Source organism: Actinomadura alba (assembly GCF_014323705.1).
Taxonomy (GTDB): Bacteria; Actinomycetota; Actinomycetes; order Streptosporangiales; family Streptosporangiaceae; genus Actinomadura_C; species Actinomadura_C alba.
Window position 1 is genome coordinate 1 of the sequence record NZ_JABVEC010000065.1, and the last position, 18,150, is coordinate 18,150.

The 18,150-nt window shown below is 64.5% G+C and carries 11 protein-coding genes; 2 read left to right on the plus strand and 9 right to left on the minus strand.

Annotated elements, in window-relative coordinates:
* The 9 genes from HKK74_RS38140 to HKK74_RS38180 all read right to left on the minus strand — a co-directional run.
* The coding region (locus HKK74_RS38140; protein ID WP_222723247.1) for a hypothetical protein at window positions 1–315 on the minus strand (315 nt) is incomplete at its 3' end.
* Window positions 312–632: a transposase gene (locus tag HKK74_RS38145; RefSeq protein WP_187248310.1), complete on the minus strand. Its 321-nt coding sequence runs from the start codon at window positions 630–632 to the stop codon at window positions 312–314. The genes HKK74_RS38140 and HKK74_RS38145, both read right to left, overlap by 4 nt.
* Window positions 633–924: 292 nt before the next feature.
* Window positions 925–1,518: an Imm1 family immunity protein gene (locus tag HKK74_RS42090; RefSeq protein ID WP_376771591.1), complete on the minus strand. Its 594-nt coding sequence runs from the start codon at window positions 1,516–1,518 to the stop codon at window positions 925–927.
* A gap of 115 nt (window positions 1,519–1,633) precedes the next feature.
* A complete protein-coding gene (locus HKK74_RS38155; RefSeq protein WP_187248312.1) occupies window positions 1,634–2,440 on the minus strand; it encodes a DddA-like double-stranded DNA deaminase toxin in 807 nt (268 codons plus the stop codon).
* Window positions 2,441–3,533: 1,093 nt separating this feature from the next.
* The gene (locus HKK74_RS38160) at window positions 3,534–4,121 is read right to left on the minus strand and encodes a hypothetical protein (protein WP_187248313.1); all 588 of its coding nucleotides are present in this window, start codon (window positions 4,119–4,121) and stop codon (window positions 3,534–3,536) included.
* Between the two features lie 21 nt (window positions 4,122–4,142).
* Entirely contained in the window at window positions 4,143–11,120 is a 6,978-nt protein-coding gene (locus tag HKK74_RS38165; protein WP_187248314.1) for an RHS repeat-associated core domain-containing protein, read from the minus strand.
* 102 nt (window positions 11,121–11,222) lie between these two features.
* Window positions 11,223–15,170: a LamG-like jellyroll fold domain-containing protein gene (locus HKK74_RS38170; RefSeq protein ID WP_246492412.1), complete on the minus strand. Its 3,948-nt coding sequence runs from the start codon at window positions 15,168–15,170 to the stop codon at window positions 11,223–11,225.
* Window positions 15,171–15,567: 397 nt separating this feature from the next.
* The gene (locus tag HKK74_RS38175) at window positions 15,568–15,963 is read right to left on the minus strand and encodes a hypothetical protein (protein WP_187248316.1); all 396 of its coding nucleotides are present in this window, start codon (window positions 15,961–15,963) and stop codon (window positions 15,568–15,570) included.
* Window positions 15,948–16,175 (minus strand): hypothetical protein, encoded by a 228-nt coding sequence (locus HKK74_RS38180; RefSeq protein ID WP_187248317.1) that lies wholly within the window; start codon window positions 16,173–16,175, stop codon window positions 15,948–15,950. Before HKK74_RS38180 ends, HKK74_RS38175 begins: the two co-directional genes overlap by 16 nt.
* A 137-nt stretch (window positions 16,176–16,312) precedes the next feature.
* Between HKK74_RS38180 and HKK74_RS38185 the strand changes: the two genes are divergently transcribed.
* Window positions 16,313–17,020 (plus strand): hypothetical protein, encoded by a 708-nt coding sequence (locus tag HKK74_RS38185; RefSeq protein WP_187248318.1) that lies wholly within the window; start codon window positions 16,313–16,315, stop codon window positions 17,018–17,020.
* A gap of 43 nt (window positions 17,021–17,063) precedes the next feature.
* On the plus strand, window positions 17,064–17,375 hold the full coding sequence (locus tag HKK74_RS42095) for an integrase core domain-containing protein (RefSeq protein WP_187248319.1): 312 nt from the start codon (window positions 17,064–17,066) through the stop codon (window positions 17,373–17,375).
* Window positions 17,376–18,150 lie beyond the last annotated feature (775 nt).

Genomic DNA, 18,150 nt, shown 5'->3' on the forward strand with positions numbered 1-18,150 from the left:
CTCGCGGCGTTCACCTTGGTAGTCGATCGGCTGCAGCAGATCGCGGCGGCGCATCGCCCGCTCCACCGACGACGCCGAGGCCGCGATCCCGTCGGCGGCCATCAGCCAGTGGATCTTCCGATGCCCCCAAGCCGGCCAGTCCGCGGCGTACTTGGCCACCACCGGCTCGATCGCATCGACGACCGGCGCCGGCCACGGCCCCTTGCCGACCGGGCCGGAGCGCATCCCGGCGAGCTTGCGTGTGTAGGTGCGGCGCGGGATGCCGGTGAGCTGGCAGAACCTCGAGACCGGCATCGCCGCGTCTTGGCGGATCACCTCGAGGTCCGCGAAGGGGCCAGGCGACCCTCGGCCGACTTCTTCCACACCCGCAGCTGCACATGCGCCTCACCCAGCGCGGCGTGCAACTCGGCGATCTCGGCCTCCAGCTGCTCCTCGCGGCCGGACGGCCGTGAGGAGCCCCCCGCGGCCAGGCCCTGCTTGCCGGCCTCCAGGAACTGGGCCTTCCACTTACCGATCGAGGTCTCAGAGGTCTTGTTCCGCCGAGCGGCCTCGGCGATCGTCATCTCACCCGCGAGCACGGACAACACGATCCGCAGCTTGTCCTCGACGGGGAACTGTGGGGGGCGACTCACGATGCGTCTCTCTTCCAGGCTCAGGAGTCCCAACTAACCCCTGCGCCACTAAGTCTGACGCGCGACAACACCAACGGCGCAGCCACATAGACCATGCATCATTGTCCCGCCCACCCAAACGTAAAACAACTTCCAACACGCGACACTACCTACCCACTCGAAGCCCCTCACGCCCAAGAAATCCAAGAATCCTGGCGCTGCCAGTTCAGCCCTACCGCCCGTACGACTCTAGAAATTGAGGTTTGCCCGCGTTTGCGGACATCTCCTGAGGGTCAGATCGTGGACGCCTCCATTAGTGAAATGGGTGCCGCGTACCCGAGATTCTGCACCATGGATCCTCACAGTAGGGAGGGGTCGCATCTGCCTGCATAAAGCGGTACTCGTCAGAGGCATCCCGATCCCAGCAAACTGCCGCAGGCCGCTGCCCGCTCCTCAGTTCACAAAACTCCTCGACGGCCGCACGGATGTCAGAGACTGGCAGTGTACTGCGAGGCTCGAACAGCCTCCCATCACTGAGGTCAGCAACAACTTTCGGATCCGAAACCGGCGGTTCCGTATTTTTGGAGATCCAGACACTTCTCGCAATCTCCTGATCCATCCGAACTTCAGAGCCCTCGGGAACCAGCCACCTCAAGGCACCATATCCCGTGAGCGAGTTTACCGAGACTTGAAGGTAACTGTCGAAATACCGATCCGATTCCATCGGGTCTCTGTGCGGCATCAAAAGGACAAAAGTGGCGAAAATGCCACCCTCTGATTGTCCAACCACTCCCGAGTCTCGACCAGATCCCCCGCTCGCCAACTCATCAATCAGGCGCCTAATAACATCCCCTGATGGCGCGTGGTACGTTGCGTCGCCAACAAAAACAGTCAGAATCATCAACATCCTCCAGCGCTTGAGGAGAGGGAGGCGCGACACGGGAAGATCCACGAATCAGACCGGCCTCTCCCGTGGGGGATCTTACCCCAAAGGAAAGGCTGGCCGGATACCACACTCGAGATTAACCGCCGCCGAGCATGGTTACGCCATGCCAGCCTTCTTCAGTGCGCCACACAGCTGTCAGACTAGACCCCCTCGGTAGAATTGCAGACACTCCGGTCATGCACGAAAAGGGGCCAGAACAAACAGGGTTGTTGATCACAACCGTCGCCCTCTGAATATTATTACTTCGCATCGCCATCGCAATCTTGGTTTCTACATGTGAGGCCGCCGCGAAACCACCCGCAGGGTCGTGAGGCAGGCCAGAATCCCTGATAGCGTCCCTCACTTGAGGGAATGAAGCATTTTCGCCGCTTGATACGGGAGCGCCAACTCTATTTCCAGCATCGTCAACGACCTGGCCGGTCGTAATCTTGCTGTCTGCCAATTCGTCCGCTATCTCATCAAGCGGATTGCAGTTGTGAACGAGGACCGGCGTGACCCCAGCCAGCACATAGTAGGTGTGGTCTTGGGTGACGGTGAGGTTGTGGACTCGGGAGGTCTGGGTCCAGGCGGTGACGGCTTTGATCTGGACGTAGGTGCCTGCGGAGGTGCGTAGCCACATGCCGGGCTGCAGGTCTGCGGCGTCGACCCAGGCGCGCAGGTCCTGGACCCAGAAGGGGTGGCCGTCGGTGGCTATGACCGTGCCCGTCTTGTCACCGGCGTCCTTGGCGGAGTCGGCGTTCGACGTTGCCGGGAGGGTGACGGTGATCTGGACGAGGTTCTTCTGGCGCTGTTTGTGGATCTTGCTTGGTCCACAGAAGAATGCTGACGATGGTGACGACGGCCCGGTAGTGGCCGGCGAGAGCGCCAGCGTGGACGACGCCACCGCGCGGCTTGGTGACGCAGCTCAGCAGCGCGATCTTCACGACGACGCCCGATCCAGGGCCGTCCTGCGCCGTGGCACCGGATAGGCAGGATCCGACGTAGCGTCCACCAAGATCTCCGATCATGTAGCTTGAGGCGCCCTGGACGGTGGCCTCACTTGAGATCCGCCTCCCCCTCCACACGTGGTCGGGGGTAACCACGCGCCGGTCCCGGTCGGCCTACCGTCCAGGGCGCACGACATGAACGCCCGACTCGACCCCGAGCGTCAAGGCACGGCCAACCAATCACCCATACACCGCGGCGAGTAGCCCGGTTAGCGAGTGCCCCGAGAGCAAACTGCGCTACACATGCCGGCGAATTGGTAACAGTGTCGATAGGTCGAGGGCATGTGCGGTCGGTTGCGATCCCCCCTCCGATTTGAACCCCCATGGTCGGTGGCTACGAACGGTTGCGTGGACGTGACCGCTACGAACCGCTCCTTACGACTCGGCCTGTGTCGCTTGTGCACCCTGGGTGGTGGCCTGCGGAGATTCGCCTCCCCTCTTCCACACGCGACAGGGTGGATGACCGCAAGTCGGTCCTGGCCGGCCTCCCACCCAGGGCCTACGGCATGAACCTGTGGGATGCGGAGATTCAGTCTCGGTTGCTGACGTGCGCCGGTCGAGTATTGGCTCGGTCGCTGATCTGCCGGTTCATTCAGGAGTGAGCCTGGACACTTCATAGGCACCCGATCAGCAGACCCCTACTGGCCGCGCGCCCACATCTCTGTCCACGCCGGCCTTTGAACGCTAAAGATCACCACTGCCGGCTCCGAGTGGGCCCGCCAGCGATCCGAATGGTTCCGCAACCGGGTTCATCAGAGCAAACGCCCGCAAAGCGGACCGATGCTGATCGTGGATCGCGACCGAACGTCGTCGCATGTCAGAGAGAAGACCACCGCGCTTAGCCGGTTCATGCTCCTGCTGCTGCCGCCCGGAGCAGGCAGCGGCGGGTGTCCATCATGCCGCGTCGTGCCGTTGCGTTACATGGCATACGAGCAACCACCGAGCAACCTTGGGCGCCAATAGGGCACCCCCGGTCGGAGAATAAGCAGCTTAGGTCGAAGTTCTCGGCTCCCATCCAGCACAACGAGCAATGACCCCCGCGATCGCAGACCGCTGAGCACTCCTTCGCCCTATCGATGCGACTTGCCGACGAAAGGCTTCTCGTGAGTCCCTCAGTTCACGGATGACCTTCAAATCTACCGACTGCCAGATATCCTCCACTCCCCGGAGCGTGGTCTTCAAGCCAGTAAATTCCGGCGAGCGATACCCATCTATTCGATGGACGATGTCGTCACATGCATTCCAGAAATTGCCCGTTGCATGCTGGATCAGGCGCGCCCTGCTTTCAACATCACCCACTCCCGCCGATGCGAGGGCGATTTCAGCGGCCCCGTCCTGAAACCACTCGGGCGCATCGATATCCTGCACAATTCCAATCCGATCCATCCAGGAAGAGATTGAATCGATGCATCCGTCAATATTCGACGCACGACCTTCACCGCGAGCGTCAATGATTTCTTCTATCTCCTCCAAAAATGGGGTCGCGGCAACCTCAAGAACGGGAAGCATTCGCTTCAGACGGAGAGCCCCGCAGTACACCATCACACTTTCGGAGCCAAATATAGGGACAGTGCTCATAGACGTACTCCCAGTAGTTGACTACTCCCTTCGCACTAGCACACGGAACGGAGTGTACCCCGGGGGCAGGTCGTCCGCGTTATATCCGATGCGAGTCGTCTGTAGCCCCATACGTCTCGCACGCGTGAAACATCTGAAGCACATGCGTGTCGAGGACGCCATACCTACAAGTTCCCAGTCATTGCCTAGGGCATTCATGATCGTAGTTTCGGCGTGCCCATTTCCCAGAACCAGCCTTTCCGTTCCGGTCGGCATGTTCCCTCGCCAGTCATCAGGAATTCCCGCCGGACCACTGTTCGCAACCCACGTATCGGTGACGCTGTGGTCAGATCTTTTCCTGACCCTCGCGACCGCAACCGTCGACTTTTTCTCGGCCAGCAGGCCCTTGAGTTGAAGAGCCCTTTTATAGAGCGCGACGCCACAATTGTGGACCAGAACCGGTTCGGCACCGGCCAAAACATGGTACGTATGCTCGGCAGTGACCGTGAGGTTATGGACGCGGGATTTCTGCGTCCAAGCTGTAACGGCTTTAACCTGGACGTAGGTGCCGGTGGAGGTGCGCAGCCACATGCCGGGCTGCAGGTCTGCCGCGTCGACCCAGGTGCGCAGGTCCTGAACCCAGAAGGGGTGGCCGTCGGTGGCGATGACCTTGCCCGTCTTAACGCCGCGGTCCTTAGCAGCCCCAGCGTCCGCCTTGGTTTGGACAGTGACAGTGATCTGGACGAGATTCTTTTGGCCGTCGCCGACGATGGTCGCGACGACCTCACGTTCAGCGGTCTTTCCTGTGCCGGGGTCAGCGGTCAGCACCTTGTCGCCGACCTTGACGTCTTTAATGGGTTTGGTGGATCTATCAGCCATCAAGACTTCGGTGTCGGGTGTGAAGCTGTTATTGATCGGGCAGCTGGCTCCACCGCCGTCGGGTTTGGAGGGTTGTTTCTTACCGGCGGCGTCCGGTAGGTCGTCGGCCTTCTTACTCGCGTTGGCGGCCGCAGCGCGCGCTCGGGCGATTTTGTCTCCGGCGGCCTTGATGACGTTATCGGCCCACTTGACCTGTCCCATCCAGGACATGACACCCTTGACCGCCCGGTAGGCGGCCTTGACGAACTTCCCGGCTTTCCAGACGGGCACGGCTCCGAGAACGGCCGAGATGCAGGCGCCGATGCCGCCCTTGACGCAGTTGTAGACGTCGCTCACGCCAATCACGTCCAGCAGGGCCGCGCCGCCGGTCTCCAGGATGACCTGGGTGAGGGACTTCTTCTTGACGACCTTGGCGTTGGCGAGGTCCTGCTGTTCCTGAGGGTTGAGCGGCGGCGGAGGTCCGCCCGAACCGCCACCGCCGTGCGAGTCGCTACCGCCGCCCGAGTCGCCTCCGTTATCCCGGCTGTTCTTCCAGTCTTCGCATGCCGCTTTTTCCAGGGGGGTGATGCAGGGTGACAGGCCGTCGGGGTCGCTGTAGGTGACGGGGCTGTTGTTGGCGTAGGAGTAGCCATGCATCTGCTGGGGGTCGCCCACGTCGAGGATGGGGTCGACGGAGATGAACCGGCCGATGGCGGGGTCGTACTCGCGCGCGCCCAGGTGGGTCAGGCCGGTGGCTTTGTCCAGGGTGCCACCGACGAAGCCGAGGTCGGCGACGAGGCTGGTGGGCTGGCCGCCGCGAGGGTTGCCGAACGGGGTCTGGTAGCGGCGTTGCACGCCCTGGCCGGCTCCTGCAGTGGCCTGGATGGACATCTCGGCGGTGCCCTGGTGGTCGGAGGTCAGCCATTTGACGCCGGTGGCGTCCTTGGCCGCCACCACGCCGCCGCCGTGGGTGATGTAGCGGGTGCCCTTGACCTGGCCGTTGGCGGCGGACAGCTTCAGTTCCTGGCCGCCCAGGAAGAGGGTGGTGCCTTCGGCGTCCTTGCGGAGCAGCCGGTTACCGTCGGCGTCGTAGACGAAGGACGCCTTCTCAGCGGCGCCTTCGGTGACCTTCTCCAGCCGGCCTTCGGCGTTCCAGTGCATGGTCTGGGTGGTGCCGTTGACCGTGCGGGTCTTGGTGCTGCCGGTCTGGTCGTAGGTGTAATCGTCGAGCTTGTCGATGCCGGGTTGCCCATTGGCGGGTGGGGTCTGGGTGCGGACCGAGGTCAGCGAGTGGGGCTTTGCGGCACCTGGATCGGGGACGGAGTAGGTGCGGGTGGTGGTGGCCGCACCGCCCAGGCCGTGCAGGGTCTCGGTCCTGCGGTTGCCGGTGCTGTCGTAGCCGTAGGAGTGCCAGTACGGGGCCGGCCCGCCGATGGTGGTACCGGTGTTGGCCTCGGTGGGGGCGGTGGAGCAGTCGGTCTTGGCGGTCCAGGCGGTCGTCAACCTGCGCAGGAAGTCGTAGTCGAAGCACTGGGCATCGGCCGCCGTGCCGTCGGTGGGGGTATCGGCGATCGAGGTGATATTGCCCGCGTCGTCGTAGTCATAGCGGGCGTCGTTGAGACGTACACCGGACTGGACGTCGCGGGTGGTGTAGGCGCGGGTGAGGCGGTCGGTGGAGTCGTCGTACTCGAAGGTGCGGAACGTCTTCGGGCCACCGGTGGACAGGTGCAGCTGCATGAGCTGGCCGGTCTTGGAGTAGATCGAATCGGTGACGTAAGTGCTGGCGCCCTGCGTGCGCACCGGCAGGCCGTAGTTGTCATAGGTGGAGACCATGACCTCGCGGGCGAGATCGCCGGCGACCGGCATGGCCTGGCTGGCGACGGTGCCGTCGAAGTTGTAGGTCGTGCTGAACAGGTGGTTGCCGGCGAGGGTGCCCGTCCCGGTGGAGTACTTGGTGAGACCGTCCTTGGTCGGGATGCTCACGGTCGTCTTGGTGGGCCGGTAATTCTCGTCATAGCCGGCGATGGTGGTCTTGTAGGCGACCCCGTCCTGGTAGCGGGTCGAGGACGCCGGATAGCCCTTGGCCTTCGTTATCAGGTCCGGCAGCAGGACGGTGTCGTAGGTCCAGTCGGCGAGCACCGTGCCCGAGGTCGACCCCGAACGCATGGTCGTCTTGCGGCCCACCTCGTCGTAGGTGTAAGCCAGGACGCGCTCTTCGGCGTCCTTGCTGGTGGAGATCTGGCCGAGGACGTCGTAGGTGAGCTCGCTGACGCCCTTGTCCGGGTCGTGCACCTTCCAGGGCAGGCCGCGGTGGTTGTACTCGGTCCGCCAGACGTTCTGCCCTGTGGGGTCGGTGACCGTCTCCAGCTCGCCGCGCTTGTCGTAGGCGTACTTAGTGACTGCGGCGGCGGTCCCGGTTGGGGTGGTGCCGTCGAACTGGTGCAGTTCGGTGGTGCGGCCGCCGATGTCGGTGACCGTCATGGTGGGCGTCTCGCCGTCCGGTGGGGTGACGCGCACGCGATCGCCGCCGTACTCGGTGATACGGCTTGAGCTGAGGTTGTCGCGGGCCAGCAGCTTCTCGGTGGTGACCCGGCCCGCGCCGTCGTAGACGAACTCGCTCGCGGCCGGGACGGCGTCCCCGTTCGGAGTGAACAGGGTGGTGGAGGGAGGCTCGGTGTCGATGTAGTTGGCGTTCTTGCGGACGACCATGCCGCGGGAGTCATACACGGTGTCGGCGAGGACCCGCCCACCCCCAGGGGCCGGAAGCTGAGTCTGCCGGGACCGCAGATGGCCGTCGTAGAGCTCGTAGCTGACCGAGTAGCTGCCGTCGTTGCGGCGGGTCCTGGTGGTCACCGCGGACGGGCCGTTCTTGCGGATGTCGTAGACGAACTCACTGTTGAACGGCTCGCCGTTCATGGACTGGCCGGGCAGCCACACCTTCGAGACCCGTCCGAGCGGGTCGTAAACGAGGTCGGCGCGCTGGCCGTTGGTATCGACCTCGGCCTGCGGCACACCCCACGAGGGATCGACGTTCGTGGTGGATTCAAAGCCCTTGGGGTCGGTGGTCTTCGCCGAGGTGGTCAGGCCGCCTGTGTCGGTGTACTCGGTGGTGGTGGACTTGCTGTCGGCGTTGGTGACCTTGGTCTCGCGGCCGTAGCCGTCGTACTCCTTGGTCGAGATCGTCGTCCAGGTCGGAGTCGTTCCGCTGAAGTCGGTGACCTCTTGCACCTTGACGACGTCGCCCTTGGTCGGCGGAGTCCCGTGCGCTGCGGCGGGGTCGTCGTAGAAGACCTTGGCGTGTGAGATGAAGTCACCGGGGAGCGCCGGCGTCACGTCACAGGTGGTGGCGTTGGTCTCGATACGGCTGGCGTAGGTGAGCATGTGGGCGTCGGCGTTGGGCGCGTAGGTGTACTTGGTGCAGGTCTCGTCGTCGCTCACGCCGAGTTGGCCGTGGTCGGTGACCTGCTTGACCTGGCCGTCGGGGTTGAACTCTCGGACCACCGCGCCCTTGCGCCAGCCTCGGACGCCGTCGAGTGCGACGTAGGTGTTGACCTGCTTGGTGTTGGCCAGGTACGCGGTCGAGGTGCCCCAGGGCATGACGCGGCGTGCGGTGTGCGCTGACAGCCAGGGCTCGTTGATGGTCTTGGAGACCACCTGTGAGCCGTTGTAGACGGTGCTCTCGAACGGCTGGCCCTGCCATCGCCAGTGGTCGGAGTACTCGTGGTCCTCGCTGGAGGTGAGCTTCACATCGCGTGGCGGGGCGTCGGCGCCGGACTGTTTGTCGCCGTCCATCCCGGTGAAGTAGACCGACTCCTCGCGGGAGCGAGTGCCGGTGGTCGCGCCGGTGCGGACGGTGACCTTGCGGTAGCCGTGGTACTGCGACCAGGTCTTGCGCTTGGGCGGGGTGATGCCGTCATCGTCGTCGTAGTGCCAGAACGGGCCGGTCGACTCGTCGTACTCGTAGTCAGTGATCATTGGGGCCGTGGCGGCGGCCAGGTCGTTTTGCACCACCTGCTGGACGACGTACTTGTGGAACCAGTCGAGCCGGTCCGGTTCGTCATCGGGCGCCCAGTGCTGGGGAAAACACCGCATGGTGTTGCTGTCGACCTGGGAAGGGATGTTGCCGGGGCGGCTGCACTCGGTCGGCTTGTAGTTGATCCGGATCTCGCCGCCCGACTCGGAGATGATCGACTGCATCCGCCGCTTGTAGAGCGGGACCGCGCCGTCTTCGGGGTCGGGGTTGAAGACCCGGTTGGCCAGTTGCACGCCGGTGAACGTCACTTCGGGAAGCGTGGCGCTGGCGCCCCGGTGGTTCCCGGTGTGCTGGATGGAGTTCAGCCACAGTGCCGACCGGGACAGGTCTCCCGAGGGCGGGTACGACTGGTTCAGCGTCCAGGAGTCGACCGGGCAGTAGGCGGTGGCGCAGTAGTCGGCGGCCGGCCGCCGGATCTGGGTGGTGACCTTCGTCAGCCGCTTGCGGGACCAGAACGTCGGTGAGTGACGTTTTTCGCACTCCTGTCCTGACGCGCAGTACTGGTCGAACGGCACGTCCCTCCAGCGTCCGGCGTTCGGCTCGGTGAACTGTGACTCGGCGCAGGTCACCGTGTCATCGGGCTCGCAACGCTCACCCACGGCGAAGATCACCTGGGCCGGGGCGGGGGTGCTGTAGACGGCATCCTTGTGCTGCCCGTAGTCGATGCGCTTGAGGTAGCCGCCCCGGTGGTAGGGGGTGCCTTCCACGTCGGCCTTCATGTTCAGGCCGTAGTGGTTGGTCTCCTTGGCGTAGTAGTAGGTCATCGCCCGGCCGCGCGGGTCGACGACCATGTCGAGGTTCCACCGCCAGCCCTGCTGGCACCAGGAACCGGCGAAGCTCCCGCTGTCGTGGCAGGGTTCGCCGGAGTCGTTACCGAAGACCGGCACCCGCCAGGTGGAGTCGGTCTCCTCCTTGTCCGTGGTCCAGTTCGGCAGCCGGTTAAGGCCGAAGAAGTACTGGGTACCGTCCGGGGAGGTCAGCTTCCAGTGCTCACCGTTGTCGTCGCCGTTGACGGCGCCGGTCAGCTTCTCGATCTTGGAGCCGTCGTCGGTCCGAGGGTGCCAGCCGCGCCCGTCCTCGTCGCGGACGAGTTCGGTGGCGGTGCCGTTGAGCACCATGGTGGCGTTGTCGTGACTCCAGCACAGGTCGCCGGTCTTGGGGCTACCACCCTCGGTGTCCTCCAGGCACGCCTTGTACTTGCGCTCGATGTAGCCCTGCCAGAAGTCGAACCCCTCGCCCACCCAGGAGGTCTGGTTGTTGGTCGCCGAGGTACGGCCGTCCACGCCGCCCGAGGAGTAGGTGATCGTCAGATCTGGTGACGGACCACCGGGCACCGGCGGCACCCGCAACGGGTACGACCAGCCGAAGTCACCGGTCTGCGCGCTGACCTGCCACTGCGCCGACGAGGCCAGCGGGGTCGCCTTGTAGTCACCCGACCCACTGCCCGCCGCGGCGGCGACCGCGAACAACGCGCCGGACGCCGATGTAGGACCAGTGACCTCAATGTCGGCGCTGAGCCGTCCCTTGGTCACGTCATTGGCGGTGGGGATGGGAGTACCACGCAGGCATTCGGGCCTGTCGGGGGTCGTGGCCGCGCAGTCCGGCAGCCGTTCCAGCCGCAGCCGGGAGGCGTAGTCACCACCGTAGGCGTAACGGAACGAGGAGTAGTCCACCTCAATGCGGGACCAGCCGGCCTGCGCCGCCCCGTCCTCACGGGATACCTTCAGCAGCAGCCCGCGCACCTTGGCGCGTCGTGCGGCGGCCTGGTCGAGCAACTCGACCCGGACCTTGCGGGGTGGCATAGCGGCCGGCACGGAACGGGCACCGGTCCCACGTTGTGGCTCGCCCACCCATACGGGCAGCGATCCGGCGCGCACCCGCTCGCCGTCGCCGGTGGGTGTGCTCACCTCGGCGGCTCCAGCGCGAGGCCAGGACGTCGGGGGTGGTGGCTCGGGGTTGGTCTGCTCGCGGGGCGGTTTCTTCACTGTGCCCAGCGGGCGGTTCTCGCCCTTGACGGTGCGCTGCTGCTTGACCTCCGGGGGCCCGCCCGGCTCGGCCTTGACCGGCATCGCCAGCAGAAGCGGGGCGGCGACGGCACCGGCCATGATCAGAGACAGACGGCGGATCACGCGACCCGAACCCGACAAGCGCATCAACGACCTCCACCTAGGGCGTACCGAGACAGCGAGGTAAGCCGGCCCGGGCACCAGCGATGCCCGGGCCGGCGGCCGCTAATGGACCATGTCGATCGGGTAGGCGGCTGACATGACCTGGAGCACGTCCTCCCGGGTGAGCACACCTGCGTAGAGACTCACTTCGTCCACCTGGCCGGGGAAGAAGTCGTTGGCGAAGCTGCTCTTGTACTTTCCGGTGCCGATCCGGAACTGCTGCATCGCCGCCCAGGCGGTGGTGTAGGGAACCTGCGCGGATCGCACGAGCTGACCGTTCACATAGAGCCGCATTTGCCGATCGCTCATGTCATAGACACCGACCAGATGTGTCGGCTCGTACTGCACGACGTCCTCTGACTGGGCCCGGTACACCTTCACTGCACTGTCGTCGGTGCTGTTCGCGCTAAACGCCCATCGGAAACACTCGGTCTCCTCCGGATCACAGACATCCGTGGTGTTGTAGCGCGCGGCATAAAGCTTGAAGCCACTGTTGACAGCGCCGTCCTGGCTGATGACGGTGGCGCCGGGCTTCGTGCCCGGCCAGCTCTCAGGAACGTTCGTCACCCGGACCCAGGCCGCCACGGAGAAACTGCGATCGGTGCGCAGCAGGCCCGCCGGCCCAACAGCCTGATCATCGACGCCATCCAAGTTCAGGAAGCCCATGCCGTCTGCGGTCCAAAAGACCTGGTCGTCTGCGAGGAGCTGAGCTCCGCTCTGCAGGGTCAACGGTGGGCCGTGTTCGGACGGCGTGGTTCCGTCTCCGGACCCGCTCTCGGGCGGATTGAGCTTCCAGTGCCCGGTGAGCTGTACGGGCAGATTCGCTTCTTTCCAGATCTCTGACTTGCTCTGCGGATCGGCGGGGTCCTGTGTCCGAGTGGGCGGCCCTGTCTCCCGATACGGGTCGTCGTCGAGGGCGTAATCCCAGACCTTGACCTCGTCGATCCAGCCGTTCAGATTCTCCTGCCACGCGCCGTTCCACTTGCTACGGCCGACCTGGAGCTGCCCACTGGCATGCCACGGAGTGGTGAACGCGACGGACGCCTCCAGGCGGCCATCGACATAGAGCCGGATCTGCTTGGCCACCGGGTCGTACACGGCGAGCAGGTGCGTCCAGTCCGTGGTCGGAACCGTTGTCGAGATCGCGCGGACGATCTGGGTGTCGTCGGTGTCCGAGACGTGCCGGTTGAAGATCCACCGGTCGTATGTCTTGGAGTAGTAGAGCTGGAAACCACTCGCCCGAGTCCCGGCCTGGCTCAGCAGGGACATGTTGACGTTCCTGTTGGTCAGCTTGACCCAGGTGCTCACGGAGAACGCCTGATCCGTGCGCACCGCCTCGGTCGGTGTGGTGGCGTAGGCGTTGGCGGTGCCGTTCAGTGTGAGGCCGCGTCCGTATTTGGCGTTATCGGCCTGGATCGCGCCGGCCCCGAGGGTGAGGGTTCGCCCCTCGTAGATAAGGTCCTCTGGCGGCGTGCCGTTCTCCTCATCGAGCTGGAAGTACGCCTCCGGCTCGAGCGTGGGTTCGACGACGACCCGTTGCCAGATCCGTGCGTTGTCCACCTGGCCGGCGAAATTCTCGCTGAACGCCCCGTTGTATTTCAGGCGCCCTATCTGCAGGCCCCCGGTGGCGTTCCAGGGGGTGGTGAAGGCCGCCCAGCCCTCCAACCTGCCGTTGACATACAGCCGTATCTGCTTGTCGCCGGGATCGTAGACGCCCAGGAGATGCGTCCAGGCGTTGAGGTCGGGGGTGCGTGACCCGATCGCCCGGGTGATCGCCGGACTCTGGCTATCCGTACCGTGCCGGTTGAAGATCCACCGGTCGTAGCTGGAGGAGTAGTACAACTGGAAACCGCTGTTGACGCCACCTGCCTGGGACAGCGCCGTATAGTTGGCGTCCTTTTTGGTCAGCTGGACCCAGGCGCTGATCGTGAACGCCTTGGACGTGTCGACCACAGGGCCGCCGGTGGCTGCGTAGGCGGTGGTGCCGTTGAGCGACACGGCACCGTCGACCCGCCCGGGCTTCCAGCTCGCCCCGCCGGCCAGTGTGGCGGTAAGGCCGGTGGGCTTGGCGTCCTGAGCCGACGTGCCCGTGTTCTCGTCGAATTTGAAGTGCGATACCGGCGCGGCGCCGCTCTTCACCTCGAACGTGTAGGCTGCCACGCACTTTTTGCTCCAGTTGCCTGCCGCGTCCACGCTCGACGCGTACATCACGCGGGGCCCGACGGCACGCGGGGTCGCCAGGACCGTCTGGGTTCCTCCCGGGGCGCTCGCGTTGACCGGCCCCTGAGAGCAATAGGGGTCGTCCAGCCCGTAGCGGAAAGCGGTCACATCGGTATCGCCGTTGGCGGACAGAACGAATCGGCCCGGATGCCCGGCGCCTTCACTGCCTTCAGGCAGCTCCTCGATCGAGGGATAGTCGGTGGAGGTGACGCTGGGCGGCCGCTCGGGGTCGGTGGTGTCTATCTTGATCCAGCAATGCAGGCTGAACGCACTGGCGGCGCCGTGTTCGTCGATCGCCTTGACGTTGAGCCGGTACAGCTTGCCGTCGACAAGGCTGCCGGTGGGCAGCTGCCACTGGTGCTCACGGTTGGTGGAGATCGGCGGCGAGGTCCAGCTGGCGCGCAGCGGGTCGGCGACGGCCGGGTCGTACTCGCGGATCTCGAACAGGCCCTTGACGGTGTTATCAGCGTCGAACAACCGGGCGTAGACCACTGGGTTGGTCTTGTTGATCAGAATCGGCTTGTCCAAGGAGCCGCCGGAACACCAGCCGCCAGGAACGGTGCGCATGTCCGACAGGGCCGGCTGCTTGGGGACGGAGTTGTACTCAGTGACGACCTTGGTCAGGTCGTAGGTGCTCTTGAACTTCTTCCAGGCGTAGTTGTCGGTCTCGTCTTCGGCCTTGATCCCGAGTGTCAGAGTGGACCACCTGCCCGCCGCAGCGTCGGACACAGCGTCCTTGACATTGAACTTGATACTGCCCGCCGGGCACTCGGAAGAGCTGTAACCCTTGGCGGTGTTCACGCTGGACAGGTGGTCCTGCCAGGCGGGCTGGTTGCTCCAGTTCGTGCCGGAAGAGAATCCGCCCGTCCGCCACGCCTGCACCTCACGGTCCTGGCACGACCACGAGTGCGAGACGTAAATGTGGAAGTAGGAGCTGAGGATCTGCTTGCCGTGCAGGGTGGGATAGATGTTGAACCGGTAGAAGGTCCGCCACTTCTGGCTGGCGTCCCCAGCGTGCCCGGTCTCACCGTACGGGCCGTCGATACCTCCGTTCGGATACTCCTGGGCGGGGTAGCCACTGGAAACCTTGGCCCAGGCCACCCGGCCGACCGTGAACGGCGGGTCGATCACCACCGGGAACGTGGTAGCGGGATCCTCCAGCATCTCCTGGTCGGGAATCACCGACAGCTCATCGACCCCCACGTCCACCTCGATGGCCTTGCGCCGCGCGCCCACCGCCGGCCCCTCAAGATTGGGAGTGACCTCGCCCGATGCCCTTAGCCGCTCAGGGGTGCCCGGTGCCGCGGTGTCGGAGGAATCCCACATGATCGGGGTAGCGGCATTCAGGACCAGGCCGCCGGAGGCATCGACGACGTCCACCCCGCCGCGCGGGTTCTCCCGCACAGACATGCCCCGGCCGGACGTGCCCAAGGTAATGCGCCGCAACTCTGGATTCTGGGCGGCCTGCGGCGTCTTCACCACCAACGCCCACACAAAACCCTCAATGTCGGCGCGGACCTGGAGATCCACTCCAGGCAACACCTCAGGGTAGGTGGCGGTGTCACCGTTGAGGCGGGGCCCGGGCAGCGAGCCGGGCCAACTAAAGGCCAACGACTGCCCACCATCGGAGACCTCCGCCAGTGGCCGCTCATCCCCACCCCCGGAAAAGCGCACACCCAGCACCGAGGCGACCGGCCCGACCGTGCCATCAGCTCGCCACCGCAGCGTGGCATCCACACCCACCCAGGAATCCCCCTGCCGCACCCAGCGTGGCCGCAGGCTCTGCTCCATGCGCAGCACGCCCGAGGGCTGGGCGAAAACCTGCCGGGTGGTAGTGCGCAGACCGGAGATCTCAACCGGGTTCCCCGACTCACGCGCAGCGCGCAACGCGCCCTCTTCGGAACTGGAGTCACGGGCCGGCTCGGCCGCTGCCGGTCGAGCGGCACCCGGAACCACGGCCAGCACGGCAGCCGCCACGGTCAGTGAAACGGGAATTACAAAAATCCTCGCTACTACCGACGGCAATACCCTAAAGACCATGGAAACCCCGTCCGGGCAACAGGTGAATAAACCGGGCTAAAAGTAACCCGACAATGATCACCTGGGAAGATCATGGAGCGGGACCCTCAAGTGACGTAGATCACTGGAGGATCTACTTGATCGACCAGGGGGATCACATAGCCCCTGCTCACGCCTGCACCCAAGAGCGCCAAACACCGGCCAAGACAAAGAGCTGACCACACTCGGACAGCGATTCGGGCTCACCAGCACAGCCGGCGCAGGGTGCGAGCGGGCGCGAACGCACTGCACTCCACCACGACCAGCCGAACTCCACGGCCAATGTCTTCGGAATCTTCAAGCGGCTTGATGCGACAGGCAGGAGGTGTGCGGCGGTGCTCAGCAGCACGTCGCGCGACTCCGCCGTTTCCGATGCCGGATCATGCCGCGTCGCGCTGCTGCGTTCGGCCTGGTCTTCACCAAACCTGTCGGTTGTCCCTTCGACCCGGCCAACCTCACCCGCCGCCTCGGCCGACTCCTCGACCGGGCCTGGCTCCGCCGCACCCGGTTTCACGATCTCAGGCACACCGCTGCGACCCTGCCCTCGAGCAGGGTGTTGAACTCATCGTGATCAGAGAACTTCTCGGTCACGCCCACATCGGCGTCACCGCCACCGTCTACGCTCACCTCTGACTCCGCCTCCAGCGCCAAGCCGTCGACACCCTCGGCAACTCGCTCCGAGCCACCAAGAACCCCGACGGCCAGCCAGACGCAGAACCCGCCCGCTGACGTTCCCATCAATGTCGCCGTCAATACGTCCAAAAGGGCCTCGCCCAGAAATTTGGCGAGGCCCTTTTCTTGTGGATCACATTGTTCCTTTAAAAGCCTCGGACCCTCTCAACACCCGGGCACTCTCAGTGCCGTATAATTCCAGTGTGGAAGAGCTACTAAAACCCCGGCACGACAGCGTCCAACGCTTCCTAGAACGCTGGTACGGCCCGGCCAGCAACGGCGGTGATGTCATTTTTCCGAGAGCTTGGGAAATTCCTCGCGAAATAGTCGACTGGCACAAGGCGGTGGCATCTACAGGGATGAGCGTCACGTTCGCGGACTACCCAGTAGCGCTGACCGACCTGAAGAGATCCGATGACGGGATGATCGTCTTCTGGGTCGAGAACGAAAAAACTTACTACTGGGCCATCGATCCAGACCTGGAAGAACATGAGGTCTTCTACAGGGAGTCCGCATCAGACGTGTGGCGAAACACCGGCGAAACCCTTGGCCGGTTCCTCCTGCACTGCACCGTCCATGAGGCCATTATCGGAACAGAATCCAAGTTCTCCGCAGTGGCACCACCAGCGTCGGCTCTTCAGAACGCACTAACCGGGTTCTCCCCCTTGCCTTTTCGCCCTCTCGCGAGCGAGGAACCCTCAACCCGGCTGTTGTGCAGTAGCAACGCCTTGGCCAGAATCGCCCCACCGCCGGTCGGGTACGCGCGGCAAGGTGAGCAGAGCTGGATGCTAACCATCGCCACGGTCCCCGGTGTGAACATTCAGGAATACCGCATGGGCCTTGAATCCTATATTCCCACCGGGGCAGGTCGGAAGCCGATCAAAGTGTCCATCGAGGATCTTCCTTTCTGAGGTTGAGTGTGTTCTGCGGTCTGCCGGTGAGGCTTTTGACGCGGTGTTCCAGAGCGCCGGCATAAGGATCATCAGGAGCCCGGCGCGGGCGCCTCGCACGAACGTGAGCACGGAGCGGTGGATCGGTGTCTGCCGCCGGGAGATCCTCGACCGGACCCTGGTGTGGAATCAGGCGCACCTGCGGCTTGTCCTGGCCGAGTACGAAGATCATCACAATCGGCACAGGCCGCATCGCACGCTCCGACAGGCCAGTCCGCTCACCAAGCTCCCTGAGCCCGCGATCCTAGATCAACTCAAGGTCGGCGGGCGTGACCGTCTCAGCGGCATCCTTCACGAATACTCCCAGGTCGCATGACGTGGACGAGGCTTTCGGCACGCACAGGTGCACCATGGCCGTATGAGGACTACGAGGAGTGCCGGTGGGGTGTACCGGCGGTGCGGCTGTGAGGATCCGCGGTTCGGCCGGGCCGTGGGCCAACAGGTGCCCGCGGCCGCAAACGGCGAAGCGCCGCCGCAAGTCCCGTGGGCCGCCGTGCCGCAGCTTGATCAGAGCATCTGCTCCCCGCTCCGAACCGTCTGAGCCGAAAGGCCAACTGAACACGCCGCCGCGTCCGGCGCCGAACAACGGCCGGATGCGCGTGCGCCCCTGACGTGGCCGCGGGACCCAAGTGGTGAGAGCATGCCGCGGCCGCCGCACCGTCCGACGCCCGAAGCTCCGGCCCCAGGATGGCCCCATCCCGGCCCCAGGCATGATCCTCAACGCATCTCGCTGAGCGCGTCTGCGCTGGTCAGACGTGGTGGGCCGCCTGGGACTCGAACCCAGAACCGACGGATTAAAAGCCGCTCCATGCACACCGGACAGGCACTCTTGCTGTCGCCCTGTACCGGTTCATCCGCGACTCCGCCGATTCCGATGCCACGTTCTGTCGCATCGTGCTGCTGCGTTCCGTGGCATACGAGCAACCGACGAGCAACCATGACCATCAGCACAGAGGTCTACTGCCGATTCACTCCAGCAGTACCGAAGACACCGAGATGTTAGGAACTGCCGCTAGGGCGATGGGGCCTTACGCTGTTCACGTCCACGGGAGTGGTGTATGGGGCCTGTGTGACCTTCTGCCCGGTTTATG

Excerpts from the sequence above, each read along its gene's own strand:
- HKK74_RS42090 (WP_376771591.1), bottom strand. The coding sequence starts at position 1,518 with ATGTTGATGATTCTGACTGTTTTTGTTGGCGACGCAACGTACCACGCG.
- HKK74_RS38160 (WP_187248313.1), bottom strand. The coding sequence starts at position 4,121 with ATGAGCACTGTCCCTATATTTGGCTCCGAAAGTGTGATGGTGTACTGC.
- HKK74_RS38180 (WP_187248317.1), bottom strand. The coding sequence starts at position 16,175 with ATGGGAACGTCAGCGGGCGGGTTCTGCGTCTGGCTGGCCGTCGGGGTT.
- HKK74_RS38170 (WP_246492412.1), bottom strand. The coding sequence starts at position 15,170 with ATGGAGCAGAGCCTGCGGCCACGCTGGGTGCGGCAGGGGGATTCCTGG.